Origin of the sequence: Intrasporangium sp. (assembly GCF_036566125.1) — a bacterium.
Lineage (GTDB): Bacteria > Actinomycetota > Actinomycetes > Actinomycetales > Dermatophilaceae > Intrasporangium.
This window is the reverse complement of record NZ_DATCWX010000110.1, coordinates 1-14,712: the sequence shown is the minus strand read 5'-3', so window position 1 is coordinate 14,712 and position 14,712 is coordinate 1. Positions and strand designations below refer to the sequence as shown.

Genomic DNA, 14,712 nt, shown 5'->3' with positions numbered 1-14,712 from the left:
TGCGACGGCCGGCCCCGTGCGTGACGTGCTCGAGCCGGTGCTGCTGCTCCCGGCGACGGCGACGCTGGGCGAGGTGGGCAGGTTGGCGGCCCCGGCCGGCACCGGCTCGGCCTGGTTGGTCGCCACGGACCAGGCCGGGTGGCCGTTCGGCCTCCTCGACCCCGCCGCAGCAGCCGAGGTTCCCGCCGGGGCGCGGGCCACGACACCCCTCGGCGCGGTCGTCACCTCCCAGCCGGCTGAGTGGGTGGTGTCTCTGGACACGGACGCTGTGTTGACGGATCTCGTCCGCGAGATGAGCGAGCGCAACCTGCCCGTCATCGTCGTGATCGATGCGACGACGCGACGGGTCGTCGGCATCGCCACCGCGGACCGGGTCAACGAGGTCGTCGGCGCCGCCCTCGCGCGTCGACGGCGGAGCTGAGTCCCGAGCGCGATTGCCCTGGCTGGCGGCCCTTCGTCCCCAACCCCCCTGGACCCATTGCGATTGTCCACAGGCAGGGCGGCGATCCAGCCGCGTCGCCGACTGATGCCGGAGGCTGCTGCCGAGGCCCGCGCAGGACGGGTCGCGAAGGGAGCGGAGTGATGTCACGAGGCGCGTCGACCACACCGACGAGAGCCACGCCGACGGCTGATGACGGGGCAGCCGGCGACGTGCGCAACGAGGTCCGTCTCTGTGGCCGGTTGAGCGCTCCGGCAGAGGAGCGGACCCTGCCGAGCGGGGACGTCATCGTCACGCTGCGCATCATCGTCCCGCGGTCGCGCACTGCCCGAAGAACGGGCTCGTCCGAGGGAGAGGCCCGGTCCGGCCAGGTCGACACCATCGACGTGGTGTGCTGGAGCGCGAGCACGCGGCGCGCCGCGCTGCGGCTCGATGCCGGGGTCACCATCGAGATCGAGGGGTCGCTGCGGCGGCGCTTCTTCGCGACACCGAGTGGGCGCCAGAGCCGCTACGAGGTTGAGGCCCAGACCGTGCGGCGGCCGAGCAGGAAGCGGGGTGCCGGCACCTAGACTGTGCTCCCATGACCCACGCCGCCCGGCCCACGCACGCGCCGCAGCGCACCACCGCGCACCACCGGCGCGGCGCCTTCGAGGTCGGTGAGCGAGTGCAGCTGACCGACCCCAAGGGCCGTCTGCACACGATCACCCTCGAGCCGGGCCGTGAGTTCCACACCCACCGCGGCTACCTGCGCCACGACGACCTCATCGGCGCCCCGGACGGCTCCGTCGTCACGAACACGGCCGGCGTCGAGTACCTCGCCCTGCGGCCGCTGCTCAGCGACTACGTCATGTCCATGCCCCGTGGCGCCGCCGTCGTCTACCCCAAGGATGCGGGCCAGATCGTCCAGATGGCGGACATCTTCCCGGGGGCCACCGTCGTCGAAGCGGGTGTGGGCTCAGGTGCCCTGTCGATGTCGCTCCTGCGCGCCGTGGGCGAGCAGGGTCAGGTCCTGTCCTTCGAGAGGCGGGAGGACTTCGCCGAGATCGCGCGGGGCAACGGCCGGGCGTTCTTTGGCGGGGACCACCCCGCGTGGACCATCACCGTCGGCGACCTCGTGGAGGCGCTGCCGCGAACGGTCGAGAGCGCCTCGGTCGACCGGGTGGTGCTCGACATGCTCGCACCGTGGGAGTGCCTCGACGTCGTGGCCGACGTCCTCATCCCCGGCGGAGTGCTCATCTGCTATGTGGCGACGACGACGCAGCTGAGCCGGATCGCGGAGGGGATTCGAGCGCACGGCGGGTTCACCGAGCCCAACGCGTGGGAGTCGCTGGTCAGGGGCTGGCACCTCGAGGGCCTCGCCGTGCGGCCCCAGCACCGTATGCACGGACACACCGGCTTCCTCGTCACCGCGCGACGACTCGCCCCAGGCGTCGTCCCGCCCGAGCGGACGCGTCGCCCGGCGAAGGGTGCCTATGGGGCGAGCGAGGGTAAGGGAGACAGGCCGGCAAACGGCTTCGACGAGTCCGTGGGCCTCGACGAGGAAAATGCCCCGTCGCAGGTGCCCGGGTCGACGCCCTCGACCGAGATTCCCGCGGAAGCCTGGACGCCAGAGGCGCTGGGGGAGCGGGTGAAGAGCGACAAGAGGATCCGACGGCTTCGCCGTTCGGTGACAGAAAGGTCCGACGAGTTGTGACCCGTCGGGGTTAGGGTCGAATTGTCACGGCCCCTTCGTGGGGTCGTGCTGACACGCGAGGAGGCCCGCGATGACCGACGAGAGCTGGAACGAGGAGGCCCGCGCCCGCGGGCTCGGAGATCTCGGATCGGCTGCGGAGACGAGCCCGCGATCCGAGCCGATCACCCCCATGGGTGGCGCCGCACGCGCCGCGTCGGCCGGAGGCGGTCCCGGTCAGGTGGACCGTGAGCTCGAGGCGCTGAGGAGCGAGGTGCGCGCGCTGCGCGACGCGTCGAGGACCACGCCCCAGCAGACCCGCGAGCTGGAGGCGCGCCTGAGCCACCTGCAGACCTCGCTCCAGTCCCTCTCGACGCAGAACGAGCGCCTCGTCCGCACCCTCAAGGAGGCCCGGGAGCAGATCGTCAACCTCAAGAAGGAGGTCGATCGGCTCGCGCAGCCGCCGAGCACCTACGGGCTGGTCCTCGACGAGCCCCAGGAGGGCTCGGTCGACATCCTGACGGGGGGCCGCAAGATGCGAGTCGCCGTGAGCCCGTCGGTGGATGCAGCCGAGCTGGCCCTGGGGCGTGAGGTCATGCTCAACGAGGCGCTCAACGTGGTCTCCGTGCACGGCTACGAGCGGGTCGGTGAGGTCGTCACCGTCAAGGAGAAGCTGGGCGATGACCGCGTCGTCGTCGTGACGCACGGCGACGAGGAGCGCGTCTGCCGGATCGCCACCCCCCTCCTGGGAGAGCGGATCCGCGTCGGCGACTCCCTCGCGCTCGACCCGCGTTCCAACTTCGTCCACGAGCTCATCCCCAAGCTCGAGGTCGAGGAGCTCGTCCTCGAGGAGGTCCCCGACGTCGGCTACGAGGACATCGGCGGGCTCGCCGGCCAGATCGAGCAGATCCGCGACGCGGTCGAGCTGCCGTTCCTGCACCCCGAGCTCTTCAGGGAGCATGCCCTCAAGCCACCCAAGGGCGTGCTGCTCTACGGGCCGCCCGGGTGCGGGAAGACCCTCATCGCCAAGGCCGTGGCCGCTTCGCTGGCCAAGCAGGTGGCCGAGCGCTCCGGCCGTGAGACCGGCAAGGGCTACTTCCTCAACATCAAGGGGCCGGAGCTGCTCAACAAGTATGTCGGCGAGACGGAGCGGCACATCCGCTTGATCTTCCAGCGCGCGCGGGAGAAGGCGTCCGAGGGGACCCCAGTCGTCGTCTTCTTCGACGAGATGGACTCGCTCTTCCGCACCCGCGGGTCCGGCATCTCGAGCGATGTCGAGACGACAATCGTGCCCCAGCTGCTGGCCGAGATCGACGGGGTCGAGCGCCTCGAGAACGTCATCGTCATCGGCGCCTCGAACCGCGAGGACATGATCGACCCCGCGATCCTGCGACCGGGCCGTCTCGACGCGAAGATCAAGATCGAGCGACCCGACGCCGAGAGCGCCCGCGACATCTTCAGCAAGTACCTCACCGCCTCGCTTCCACTTCACCAGCACGACCTTGCCATCCACGGCGGGGACCGGGACGCGACGGTGGAGGCGATGACCACGGCGGCCGTGGAGCGGATGTACTCAGAGATGGAGGACAACCGTTTCCTCGAGGTGACCTACCAGGGTGGCGACAAGGAGATCCTCTACTTCAAGGACTTCAACTCCGGCGCGATGATCCAGAACATCGTCGACCGGGCCAAGAAGCTGGCGATCAAGGACTTCCTCACGACGGGCCAGAAGGGCATCCGGGTCGAGCACATCCTCGCCAGCTGCGTCGACGAGTTCAAGGAGAACGAGGACCTGCCCAACACGACCAACCCGGACGACTGGGCCCGCATCAGCGGCAAGAAGGGCGAGCGGATCGTCTACATCCGCACGCTCATCAAGGGCAAGGACGGCACGGAGCCCGGCCGGTCCATCGCCACGGCCAACACTGGTCAATACCTTTGAGCCCGTCGTGAGCTCCCTTGGCACCCAAGGCAGCTCACGACGAAAAGCCAGCCCAGCGGCATACGGAAGAATCACGTCGTATGCCGCTGAGCTCGCATTCAGGGTCGCGCTGAGCGGGTGCCCACCCGGCTCGCGAGCACGCGCCACCCGATGAGCAGCACCGCGAGCACCCCCGTGGCCACGGCGAGGAAGGGCCAGGCGAAGCTGCGGAGCACGATCACGCGCAGCAGCATCCCGATCAGCACGGTCGAGAACCAGACGGTGATGCCCGGGCCCACGTCGAGCGGCCACGAGCCTCGGCGGCTGCGGACCACGAGCCACCCGATCGCCGTGCCCACGAGGAAGGGGCTCGCGGTGGCGAGGACTCCGGCGAGGGTGAGGCTCTCGGCGTGCGAGGACCTGCCGATGGCCGCGAAGGCGACGACGAGAACCACGTCGGTGACGAAGGCGACGGCGGGGTTGCGCCAGAGGGGCGCACGCCGGGTCATGCCATCGTCTCGAAGGGCAGCCTGGCCTGTGGGGGAGCGTAGGTGGGGTCCACGCCCTCGAAGAGCGAGGACACGGAGCGGCCATGGTGGATCCGGTCGATCGCCTCGGCGAAGAGCTCCGACACGGAACGGACCCGCAGCTCCGGCCAGCCCGATGGTGCCGGGACGGTGTCGGTGGTCACCACTTCCGTGACGAAGGGATGCCCGCGGAGGCGCTCGACCGCCCGGCCCGCGAAGAGCCCGTGGGTGCACACGATGGTGGCCTCCGTCGCGCCCGCGTCGCGGAGGCGGTCCATCAGCTCGACCATCGAGCCCCCGGTGGCGATCTCGTCGTCGAGGATGATGACCCGGCGTCCCGCGACGTCCCCGACGATGGAGTCGACGACGACCTGGTCATCGGAGATCCGCCGCTTCGACCCCGCAGCCACGGGCAGTCCGAGCAGCCGGGCAAACTGGGTCGCGACCTTGGCGTTGCCGAGGTCCGGGCTGACCACGATGCAGTTCGCGAGGTTGGATCCACGGAAGTGGTCGGCGAGGACGCCGATGGCCGTCAGGTGGTCGACCGGCATGGAGAAGAAGCCGTGGACCTGCGGCGCGTGCAGCGCCATGGTCAGGACTCGATGGGCCCCGGCGGTGCCGATCATGTCGGCCACGAGACGCCCCCCGAGCGAGATCCGGGAGGCGTCCTTCTTGTCGGACCGTGCGTAGGCGTAGTGCGGCATCACTGCCGTGATCTGCGCCGCCGACGCGCCCCGAGCCGCGTCGATCATGAGGAGCAGCTCCATCAGGTGCTCCTGCGTCGGGGGCACGAGGGGTTGGACGATGTAGACGTCGCGGAGCCGGCAGTTCTCGAGGAGCTGCGCCTGGAGGCAGTCGTTGGCGAAGCGCTTGATGTCGACGGGGGACCGAGTGACACCCAGATGCGCGCAGATCCGGTCGGCGAGGGCTGGGTGGGCAGAGCCGCTGAAGACGACCACATCTTTCACGGGTGATCCCCTCTCGAGGTTCGCGTCACTGTCGACGATAGTCGACCTCGTGGCTCACGTCCCGCCCCATGTGGTTAGGGTCTCGACCATGACGGTTCGGCGGATCATGGGGCTCGAGACGGAGTTCGGCATCTCCGTGCCGGGCGACCCGCTGGCCAACCCGATGTTCCTCTCCGGGCAGGTCGTCAGCGTCTACGCGGCAGCCCACGGCGTGCGCTCGAACCAGTCGAGCTGGGACTACGCCTTCGAAGACCCCCTCCAGGACGCCCGCGGGTGGCATGTCGACCGGGACACCGCCGACCCGAGCCAGCTGACCGACATCGAGGATCCCACGCTGGCCAACGTCGTCCTGCCCAACGGCGCCCGCTACTACGTCGACCACGCACACCCCGAGTACAGCTCGCCTGAGGTCACGGTGCCCCGAGCCGCCATCCGCTGGGACCGCGCGGGGGACGCCATCGCGCTCGAGTCGGTGCGACTGCTCGCCTCCCGTCCGAGGCAGGCCCCCGTCAACCTCTACAAGAACAACACCGACGGGAAGGGCCAGTCCTACGGGACGCACGAGAACTACCTGATGCCGCGCCGGACGCCGTTCCCCGACATCGTCCGGCACCTCATCCCGTTCTTCGTGACCCGGCAGGTCGTGGTCGGCGCCGGGCGGGTCGGGATCGGGGTGGACTCGCGAGGGGCTGGCTACCAGCTCTCGCAACGCGCCGACTTCTTCGAGACGGAAGTCGGGCTCGAGACCACCCTGAAGCGCCCGATCATCAACACGCGCGACGAGCCGCACGCGGTGGCGGACCGCTACCGCCGGCTGCACGTCATCATCGGCGACGCCAACCACCTCGATGTCGCGAACCTGCTCAAGGTCGGGACCACCTCGCTCGTCCTCGGCATGATCGAGGACGGGCACCTGCGTGAGGACTGGTCGATCCGTCGACCGGTGGCCGCGCTGCAGGCCATCTCACACGACCCCACCCTCCGCACGTCTGTCGAGCTCCAGGACGGGCGCACGATGACCGCCCTCGACGTCCAGTGGCTCTATCTCGAGGCGGCCCGCGCGTGGCTCGACGGACGTGCCGATGACCCCGTGCCGGAGGCGACTAAGGAGGTCATGGGCTACTGGGAGGACGTGCTGACCCGGCTCGGCCGCGACGTCATGGCGGCGAGCGGCCTTGTCGACTGGGTCGCCAAGCTGCAGCTCCTCGAGGGGTACCGATCCCGCGACGGACTGGAGTGGGACGACCACCGGCTGGCGGCGATCGACATCCAGTGGGCCGACGTGCGCCCCGAGAAGGGCTTGGTCCATCGGCTCCGGGACCGCGGGCGGCTCGTCGAGCTGACCACCGCTGAGGAGATCCGCGCCGCACAGTCGGCGCCACCGGAGGACACCAGGGCCTGGTTCCGCGGGACCTGCGTCAGCCGGTTCACGCCGCAGGTGTTCTCGGCGAGCTGGGACTCGGTCGTCTTCGACGTGCCGGGGCGACCGAACCTCCAGCGCGTCCCGATCCTCGAGCCGGAGCGGGGCACCAGGGAGCAGGTGGGGCCGCTCCTCGACCAGAGCGATGACGTCGAGTCGCTCCTCCGGGCACTGGCCGCTCCAGATTGATCCCGGATCAATCCCAGCGTGATCCCGGGGTAATGCAGGTCTGGCCCGGCGCGACGCGCGCAGGCGCCGCAGCGTGAAACCTCGACGCAGCGAACGGCGTGACGGGTTAGGGTCGAGGTACACGTGATTCGCGTTTTTGGAGGTAGTCATGGCCGGCCAGGAGCACGCCCGACCGCAGCGCAGGGACGAGGAGCCGCCGGAGGCCCCCGACACCCCACCCCCGACCCCGTCCGGAGCGGCCGTCAAGGAGAACCTGGACGACGACATCGACAGCGTCCTGGACGAGATCGACGGAGTCCTCGAGTCGAACGCCGAGGAGTTCGTCCGAGGCTTCGTCCAGAAGGGCGGCCAGTGACCGGCGGACCCAGCTCGCGGGCGCCCAGACTCGACGACGCGTTCCTCGCGAGCGGCTCGTCGTCGTTCACCGAGTTCGTGGCCGGGTACCGACCGGAGCTACTGCCCTCCGGACGCCCCCTTCCCGTCGGTGCGAGCATTGAGGCTCCGCACGGCACCACGATCGTCTCCCTCCTGTACGGGGACGGCGTCATCATGGCGGGCGACCGCCGGGCGACCATGGGCAACTTCATCGCGAACCGCGACATGGAGAAGGTCTTCGCGGCTGACGGCTACAGCGTCGTCGGCATCGCCGGGACCGCCGGGATAGCCGTCGAGCTGATCCGGCTCTACCAGGTCGAGCTCGAACACTACGAGAAGATCGAGGGCGCCATCATGTCCCTCGAGGGCAAGGCGAACCGGCTCGCCTCCATGATCCGGGGCAACCTCGCCCTGGCGATGCAGGGCCTCACCGTCGTGCCGACCTATGCCGGCTACGACCTCGACGACGGTGCCGGCCGCATCTACTCGTACGACGTGACCGGCGGCTGCTACCTCGAGGGCGGCCACCACTCGAGCGGATCCGGCTCGGTGTTCGCCCGGGGCGCGCTCAAGAAGCTGTGGCGCCCGGGTTTGAGTGAGGAGGCCGCGGTCGGCGTGGCGCTCGAGGCGCTCTACGACGCGGCCGACGACGACTCGGCCACCGGCGGTCCGGACCTCGGCAGGCAGATCTGGCCGACCGTGGCTGTCGTCGACCGGTCGGGTGCCCGCTTCGTGCCGGAGGACATCCTCGAGAGCCACGTGGCCGCCATCGTCGAGTCCCGCCGCGGCAACCCCGGAGGTGCCCGATGACCATGCCGTTCTACGTCCCGCCCGAGCAGGTGATGAAGGACCGCGCGGATTTCGCGCGCAAGGGCATCGCGCGCGGCCGCTCTGTCGTGGTGCTGGACTACGACAAGGGCATCGCCTTCGTCGCGGAGAATCCGTCCCGGGCGCTGCACAAGGTCTCGGAGATCTACGACCGGATCGCCTTTGCCGCCGTCGGGCGCTACAACGAGTTCGAGTCCCTGCGCGTCGCCGGGATCCGCTACGCCGACCTGCGCGGCTACTCCTACGACCGCACCGACGTGACGGCGCGCGCCTTGGCCAACACGTACGCGCAAACGCTGGGTGCGGTCTTCACCCAGGAGTCGAAGCCCTTCGAGATCGAGATCGTCGTCGCCGAGGTCGGCCAAACACCCGACGACGACCAGATCTTCCGCCTCACGTACGACGGCTCGGTCGCCGACGAGCGCGGTTTCGTCGCCATGGGTGGAGCGAGCGAGCAGGCCGAGGCGGCCCTAGCCGAGCGCTGGCGCCCCGGCCTCAGCTTGGGTGAGGCGCTCCGCCTCGCGGTCGACGTGCTGGCCATCGCTCCCGAGGGCGGCGAGCCCCGCGAGCTGGGCCCGGACCAGCTCGAGGTCGCCGTCCTCGACCGGGAGCGCCCCCGACGGACCTTCCGCCGCGTCCTCGGAGGGCTGCTCGGCCGGTTGCTCAGTACCGAGGACCCCATCGCGGACGCACCCGTGGACGAAGCGCACCCCGGCCACCCGGAGGTGCTGAGCGGCGAGTCGAACGGCGAGGCTCCCAAGCCGGGCGACGCCCAGGCCGGACCCCACGACGCCGGTCCGCCTCACGACGGGCAAGGACGCGACGACGGGCCGACGCAACCGACCTGACCGGCGGTTCGCCCGTACGACCAGCATGACGATGCCGCCCGGCCCATTGGGGCCGGGCGGCATCGTCATGCTGGTCAAGGAACCATCAGTTGGTCCGCACGGGCTCCTTCGAGGACGTGCCCTCGGCGGTGCGGCCGTCGTGTGACGAGCCGGAGCGGTCATTCCCGTTGGTCGGGATCGCCTGCATCACGATGGTCGTGTCGGACGCTGCCGGGTCGATCGCAGCGGCCTGCTGGGACGCAGACTGCTCCGATGCCGACGGTTGCCGTTCTCCGTGCTGCGGCTCGGCAGCCGGCTGCGGCTGCGGCTGGGCGGAGAGCGCGTCGGCAGCACCGCCGCCAAGGGTGGCGAGCATCTGGCGGACGTTGGCCAGCTGCGAGGTGATGGCATCGCGCTGCGCGGTCGAGGCGGCCAGCTCGCGCTCGGACTCCTCGCGCACCCGCGCTGCGTGGTCGCGGGCCTCGGCAATGATGAGGTCGGCCTGGGACTGGGAGCCGTTGAGGATCGCCTGTGCGCGGGCACGCAGCTCGGCCGCGTCCTTCTCCGAGCGCTCGCGCAGCTCCCGAGCCCGGCGCTCGGCCTCCGCCAGCGTCGCCTCGAGGGCGGCACGACGGGTCTCGAACTCCTTGTCGGCCTGCTCGCGCCGGTTGGCCAGAGTCGTCTCGAGCTCTGCGGTCGCGGCGCCGGCCTTGGCCCGGTGAGCCTCGTACTCGGCCTGGGACTCCTGCCGCTGGGCCGAGGCGACACTCTGTGCCTCGGCGATGATCGCCTGTCCCTCACGGTTCGCCTGGGCGATGACGCGCTGCGCCTCCTCCTCGGCCCGGACCTTTGCCTGCTCCGCGTAGGCGCTCGTGGTCGCCTTGAGCTCGGCTGCAGCGTTGTTGGCCCGCTCGCGGATGTGCTCTGCCTCGACTGCGGCCCGGTTGCGCATCTCGGCGGCCTCGGCGTCGGCGAGGGTCAGAATCTGGCCGACGCGCTCGCCGAGCTCGGTGTAGGTCTGCGCTTGCGAGGGTGCTGACTTCTTGAGGTCGGCCATCGCACGGGTCTGCTGACCCAGCTGGCCGCGCAGGTCGGCGAGCTGGGCATTGAGCTTGGTCAGCTCGACGCTGCGCTCGGAGGCGTCCTTCTTCGCGGCCTGGAGGGTCCGGTTCTGCGATTCGATGAACGAATCGACCTCCTCCGGCTCGTAACCGCGGCGTGAGAACTTGAAGTTTGGTCTGTCGATCATGGCCATCCAAAGGAGTGATGTGGAGGTGTGCGTAGGAAGGGGGGCGGGCCCATTGTTACAGGCCCCACCAAATCGAGACAGAGGGGTCCAGCCTCAATCGGGTATCGAAGGGCCCTGTCTTGCCAGCGACTCGATCACCGCGAGCTCGTCGACCCGGTCCAGCCCGGCCTTCGACCGCTTGCGAGCGGTCCCGAGGTTCCGCTCCCACGCCAGTGAGTCCGCCATGGTGTCCTCGAGGGGGCGGCAGGCGAGCCCGGCCCGCGCGGCGGCCGCCCCGCTGCGGTCCATGAAGGCTTGCCACTCGGGGTCGCGCAGCCACAGGGGAAGTGACCGCGGGCCCATGAACTCCTCGACCTCCAGCCGGGCGAGGGTATCGCCATCCGCCGTGACGACCTCGCCTGCGAAGCCCGCCACCCGAGCCGCCGTGTCGAGGACGTGCTGGAACGTCACGGCGGGACCGACCGCGTTGTGCACCCCAGTCGTCCCTGACAGCCCCGCGGACACCACCCACGCCGCCAGGTCCACGACGTCGACCCACTGGACCCGCTGATCAGGGCAGTCCGGCACGAGCACGGCCCTACCGTCCTCCGCCGCCTGCGCGAAGCGCCCCGGCCAGTAGCCGAATCGGTCGGACGGGTCGCCGCCACCGACGATGAGTCCACTCCGTGCGATCAGCGCGCTGCTGCCACGCGCCTCGAGGACGGCCTGCTCGCAAGCAACCTTGCCTTCGCCATACTGCTCCGGCGTGGCCTCGTCGGACTCCAGCGCGGGAAGGAGCGCCGCAGATTCATCCGCCCCCGGCTCGTCATGCCTGGCATAGACCGAGCACGAGCTGACGAAGGCCCAGTGCGCGGAGCGCTCGGCGAGGGCCGCAACCGCGCCGCGCACGTGACCGGGTTGCCGAGCGACGTCGACGACGAGGTCCCACGAGTCCCGGGCCGGCAGCGCCTCGTAGGCGGCCGGGTCCGCGCGGTCCGCACGGACGAACCCGGCTCCCTGGGCCACCTGACCCGACTCACCCCGCGCGAGGCAGGTCACGTGGTGCCCGAGGGCTACGGCATGGGCAGCGACTGTGCCGCCGAGCCAGCTGGTTCCGCCGAGGACGAGGATGGAAGCCATGTGGCCCAGCAGAGCACGGCCACCATGCCGTCGTCACCTTCCTTCGCCCGCGGCATAGAGAACGGTGCTTAGAGTTGGTGCATGGAGCGGCGGATCTTCGGGATCGAGAACGAGTACGGCGTCACCTGCACGACGCAGGGCCAGCGCAGGCTCACTCCCGACGAGGTCGCGCGCTATCTGTTCCGGCGGGTCGTCGCGTGGGGCCGCTCGAGCAACGTCTTCCTCGGCAATGGCGCGCGCCTCTACCTCGATGTCGGGTCCCACCCCGAGTACGCAACGGCTGAGTGCGACTCGGTCCGCGAGCTCGTCATCCAGGACAAGGCGGGGGAGCGGATCCTCGAGGGGCTCGTCGAGGATGCGCAGGCCCGTTTGCGTGACGACGGCGTCGAGGGCGAGATCTTCGTCTTCAAGAACAACACGGACTCCGCAGGCAACTCCTACGGCTGTCACGAGAACTACCTCTACGGCCGCACCAGCGACTTCCAGCGGGTGTCGGACATGTTCATCCCGTTCCTCATCAGTCGCCAGATCACCAGTGGCGCAGGCAAGGTCGTCGCCACCGCGCACGGCGCCAGCTTCGCCGTGAGCCAGCGCGCCGACCACATCTGGGAGGGCGTGTCGTCCGCCACGACGCGCTCCCGCCCGATCATCAACACCAGGGATGAGCCGCACGCGGACGCCGAGCGTTACCGCCGCCTTCACGTCATCGTCGGCGATTCGAACATGTCCGAGACGACCAGCCTGCTCAAGGTCGGCTCCGCGGACCTCGTCCTGCGCCTCATCGAGCACGGCGTCGTGATGCGGGATCTGGCCCTGGAGAACCCGATCAGGGCGATCCGGACGATGAGCCACGACCCCACGGGGCGGGCGACGGTGCGTCTCGCCAACGGACGTGAGCTCTCCGCGCTGGACATGCAGCGCGAGTACTTCGAGAAGGCGTCCGACTTCGTGGACCGCGAGGGAATGCCCTCACCGGACACCAAGCAGGTCATCGACCTGTGGGGGCGTGCCCTCGACGCGATCGGCTCCGGCGACCTCGACGCGATCGGTACCGAGATCGACTGGGTCATCAAGCTGCGGCTCATCGAGCGGTACCGCGCCCGGTATGGACTCGCCCTCTCGGATCCCAGGATCCTCCAGCTGGACTTGGCGTACCACGACATCAACCGGTCCCGCGGCCTGTTCTACCTCCTGCAGAAGCGCGGCCACGCCGCCCGAGTCGCCTCCGACATCGAGGTCTTCCGGGCCAAGGTCCGTCCGCCGCAGACGACCAGGGCAAAGCTGCGGGGCGATTTCATCCGCGCGGCCCAGGCCCACGGCCGCGACTTCACCGTCGACTGGGTGCACCTCAAGCTCAATGACCAGGCGCAGCGCACGGTCCTGTGCAAGGACCCGTTCCGCGCCGTCGACGAGCGCGTCGAGCGCCTCATGGACACGATCTCCCGATCGCCGGCGGTACCCCGATCGCTCTGAGCCGTCGACAGGGCTGGCGCCCCGTCGCGGACGATGGTCACAAGATCTGGGGTTACAGTGACCGGGGCCCGCCCTCCGGCGGGCGACCTGTGTCCCTCTCCACGACCCGAAAGCGTTCCTGTGCGAATTCGATCAGCCGCGACGGCCGCCGTCGCCGTCCTCGGCTTGTCCGTCCTGTCTGCATGTGGGCAGGCCGGGCCCAGCGGACCCTCGCCCACGGGGACGAGTGTCAACGGAGGATCCACGGCGACGTCGGCGCCTGCACCGGCTGACGATGTGAAGGCGCTGGCCGGTCTCACCGTTTCCGGTCCGGTCGACCTGAAGACCGCACCCAAGGTCGACCTCGGCTCATTGCCGATCTCGACCTCCTCGGTCCAACGCAAGGTCCTGGTTCCCGGCAGCGGTCCTGCAGCGACGAAGGAGCACACGGTCCGGATCAAGACCCAGATCTACAACGGCACATCAGGCCGGCTGCTCGACGACGGCTACGCGAAGGCTCGCCCCGCGGAGGGCTACCGGCTCGGGCGCACCGACGTCATCGCCGGCTTCACCGAGGGCCTCGTCGGGGCGCAGAAGGGGGGACGGGTCGCCTTCACGATCCCGCCCGCCAAGGGCTTCGGCGACAGCGGCAATGCGCAGCTGGGCGTCGCACCGACCGACACCATCGTCGTCATCGCAGACGTGGCCGACGTGCACAAGGGACTCACCGCGCTGGAGGGCGAGGGCAAACCGAGCCCGGCCGGCTTCCCGACGGTCGAGTTCCCCGATGGCAACGCCAAGGCGCCGAAGGTGACGATCCCCAAGGGAGACGCCCCGACCGAAACGAAGCAGGCCACCCTCATCGAGGGTGATGGCCCGGTCGTCAAGGCGAACCAGTTCATCGCCGCCCAGTACCACGGCGTCCTGTGGAAGGACGGCAAGGTCTTCGACTCCTCGTGGCAGCGCGGGGCGGCAGCCGACTTCCCGATCGGTGCCGGCGCGGTCATTCCCGGGTGGGACAGCACGCTCGTCGGCAAGAAGGTCGGCAGCCGCGTGCTCCTCGTCATTCCGCCCAAGGACGGCTATGGCGAGCAGGGCAACCCGCAGGGCGGCATCAGCGGCACGGACACGCTCGTCTTCGTCGTGGACATCCTCGACGCGTACTGAGGGACCGCTTGGGCGTCGCCCGCCGAAGCCAATCGCTGCTGACAGACTGGAGACGTGCCGTCCGGCACGCTTCGACGAAGGGAATCCCGATGGCACTTGACCCAGAACGCACCAAGCCGGAGATCGACTTCCCCGAGGGTGAAACTCCCGCCGACCTGGTCATCCAGGACCTCATCGAGGGCGACGGTCGTGAGGCCAAGGCCGGGGACACGGTGAGCGCTCACTACGTCGGGGTCGCGCACTCGACCGGCGAGGAGTTCGACTCATCATGGAACCGTGGTGCGCCGCTCGACTTCCGGCTCGGTGTCGGCATGGTCATCCCCGGCTGGGACAAGGGCATCCAAGGCATGAAGGTCGGCGGACGACGCAAGCTGACCATTCCGGCGCACCTGGCCTATGGCGACCGTGGAGCGGGCTCGGCCATCGCGCCGGGGGAGACGCTCATCTTCGTGGTGGACCTCGACGAGGTGCGCTGACCCACCGCCACTTGACCTCGCTTCACCCGCTTCACCCGCAACACACCCGCTAAACGACTGCTCACCCCGGCTGCAGCCGGGGTGAG

At 69.7% G+C, this 14,712-nt stretch carries 14 protein-coding genes and 1 pseudogene; 11 read left to right on the top strand and 4 right to left on the bottom strand.

Annotation, left to right across the window (positions count from 1 at the left end):
• The 4 genes and pseudogenes from VIR15_RS06590 to arc form a co-directional block, all read left to right on the top strand.
• Window positions 1-421, top strand: a pseudogene (locus VIR15_RS06590) (site-2 protease family protein); the annotation flags it as partial.
• A gap of 161 nt (window positions 422-582) precedes the next feature.
• Window positions 583-1,008 carry a single-stranded DNA-binding protein gene (locus VIR15_RS06585; protein WP_331926676.1) on the top strand — a complete coding sequence of 142 codons (426 nt, stop codon included), beginning with the start codon at window positions 583-585 and terminating at the stop codon, window positions 1,006-1,008.
• A gap of 11 nt (window positions 1,009-1,019) precedes the next feature.
• Window positions 1,020-2,132 carry a tRNA (adenine-N1)-methyltransferase gene (locus VIR15_RS06580; protein ID WP_331926675.1) on the top strand — a complete coding sequence of 371 codons (1,113 nt, stop codon included), beginning with the start codon at window positions 1,020-1,022 and terminating at the stop codon, window positions 2,130-2,132.
• A 169-nt stretch (window positions 2,133-2,301) separates the two neighbouring features.
• Complete coding sequence (gene arc / locus VIR15_RS06575; protein WP_414654931.1) at window positions 2,302-4,050, top strand: proteasome ATPase; 1,749 nt, start codon at window positions 2,302-2,304, stop codon at window positions 4,048-4,050.
• 98 nt (window positions 4,051-4,148) lie between these two features.
• Here arc and VIR15_RS06570 read toward each other — a convergent pair whose 3' ends face one another.
• Window positions 4,149-4,538: a DUF3054 domain-containing protein gene (locus VIR15_RS06570; RefSeq protein ID WP_331926673.1), complete on the bottom strand. Its 390-nt coding sequence runs from the start codon at window positions 4,536-4,538 to the stop codon at window positions 4,149-4,151.
• A complete protein-coding gene (locus VIR15_RS06565; protein WP_331926672.1) occupies window positions 4,535-5,524 on the bottom strand; it encodes a ribose-phosphate diphosphokinase in 990 nt (329 codons plus the stop codon). Before VIR15_RS06565 ends, VIR15_RS06570 begins: the two co-directional genes overlap by 4 nt.
• An 88-nt stretch (window positions 5,525-5,612) precedes the next feature.
• Here VIR15_RS06565 and dop point away from each other — a divergent pair, with 88 nt between their 5' ends.
• The 4 genes from dop (at window position 5,613) to prcA (ending at window position 9,184) form a co-directional block, all read left to right on the top strand.
• Window positions 5,613-7,133 carry a depupylase/deamidase Dop gene (dop, locus tag VIR15_RS06560; protein WP_331926671.1) on the top strand — a complete coding sequence of 507 codons (1,521 nt, stop codon included), beginning with the start codon at window positions 5,613-5,615 and terminating at the stop codon, window positions 7,131-7,133.
• 148 nt (window positions 7,134-7,281) lie between these two features.
• Window positions 7,282-7,488, top strand: coding sequence for a ubiquitin-like protein Pup (locus VIR15_RS06555; RefSeq protein WP_324144775.1), 207 nt, complete (start codon window positions 7,282-7,284; stop codon window positions 7,486-7,488).
• Window positions 7,485-8,318 carry a proteasome subunit beta gene (gene prcB, locus VIR15_RS06550; protein WP_331926670.1) on the top strand — a complete coding sequence of 278 codons (834 nt, stop codon included), beginning with the start codon at window positions 7,485-7,487 and terminating at the stop codon, window positions 8,316-8,318. Before VIR15_RS06555 ends, prcB begins: the two co-directional genes overlap by 4 nt.
• On the top strand, window positions 8,315-9,184 hold the full coding sequence (gene prcA / locus VIR15_RS06545) for a proteasome subunit alpha (protein ID WP_331926669.1): 870 nt from the start codon (window positions 8,315-8,317) through the stop codon (window positions 9,182-9,184). Before prcB ends, prcA begins: the two co-directional genes overlap by 4 nt.
• Before the next feature lie 85 nt (window positions 9,185-9,269).
• On the opposite strand, the gene VIR15_RS06540 is transcribed toward prcA, so the two are convergent.
• Both VIR15_RS06540 and VIR15_RS06535 read right to left on the bottom strand, forming a co-directional pair.
• The gene (locus VIR15_RS06540; RefSeq protein ID WP_331926668.1) at window positions 9,270-10,412 is read right to left on the bottom strand and encodes a coiled-coil domain-containing protein; all 1,143 of its coding nucleotides are present in this window, start codon (window positions 10,410-10,412) and stop codon (window positions 9,270-9,272) included.
• Window positions 10,413-10,505: 93 nt separating this feature from the next.
• On the bottom strand, window positions 10,506-11,531 hold the full coding sequence (locus VIR15_RS06535; protein WP_331926667.1) for an NAD-dependent epimerase/dehydratase family protein: 1,026 nt from the start codon (window positions 11,529-11,531) through the stop codon (window positions 10,506-10,508).
• A gap of 81 nt (window positions 11,532-11,612) precedes the next feature.
• Here VIR15_RS06535 and pafA point away from each other — a divergent pair, with 81 nt between their 5' ends.
• The 3 genes from pafA (at window position 11,613) to VIR15_RS06520 (ending at window position 14,626) form a co-directional block, all read left to right on the top strand.
• Window positions 11,613-13,004, top strand: coding sequence for a Pup--protein ligase (gene pafA, locus VIR15_RS06530; RefSeq protein ID WP_331926666.1), 1,392 nt, complete (start codon window positions 11,613-11,615; stop codon window positions 13,002-13,004).
• A gap of 276 nt (window positions 13,005-13,280) precedes the next feature.
• Window positions 13,281-14,150, top strand: coding sequence for an FKBP-type peptidyl-prolyl cis-trans isomerase (locus tag VIR15_RS06525; RefSeq protein WP_331926665.1), 870 nt, complete (start codon window positions 13,281-13,283; stop codon window positions 14,148-14,150).
• An 89-nt stretch (window positions 14,151-14,239) separates the two neighbouring features.
• A complete protein-coding gene (locus VIR15_RS06520; RefSeq protein WP_331926664.1) occupies window positions 14,240-14,626 on the top strand; it encodes an FKBP-type peptidyl-prolyl cis-trans isomerase in 387 nt (128 codons plus the stop codon).
• Window positions 14,627-14,712: the final 86 nt, after the last annotated feature.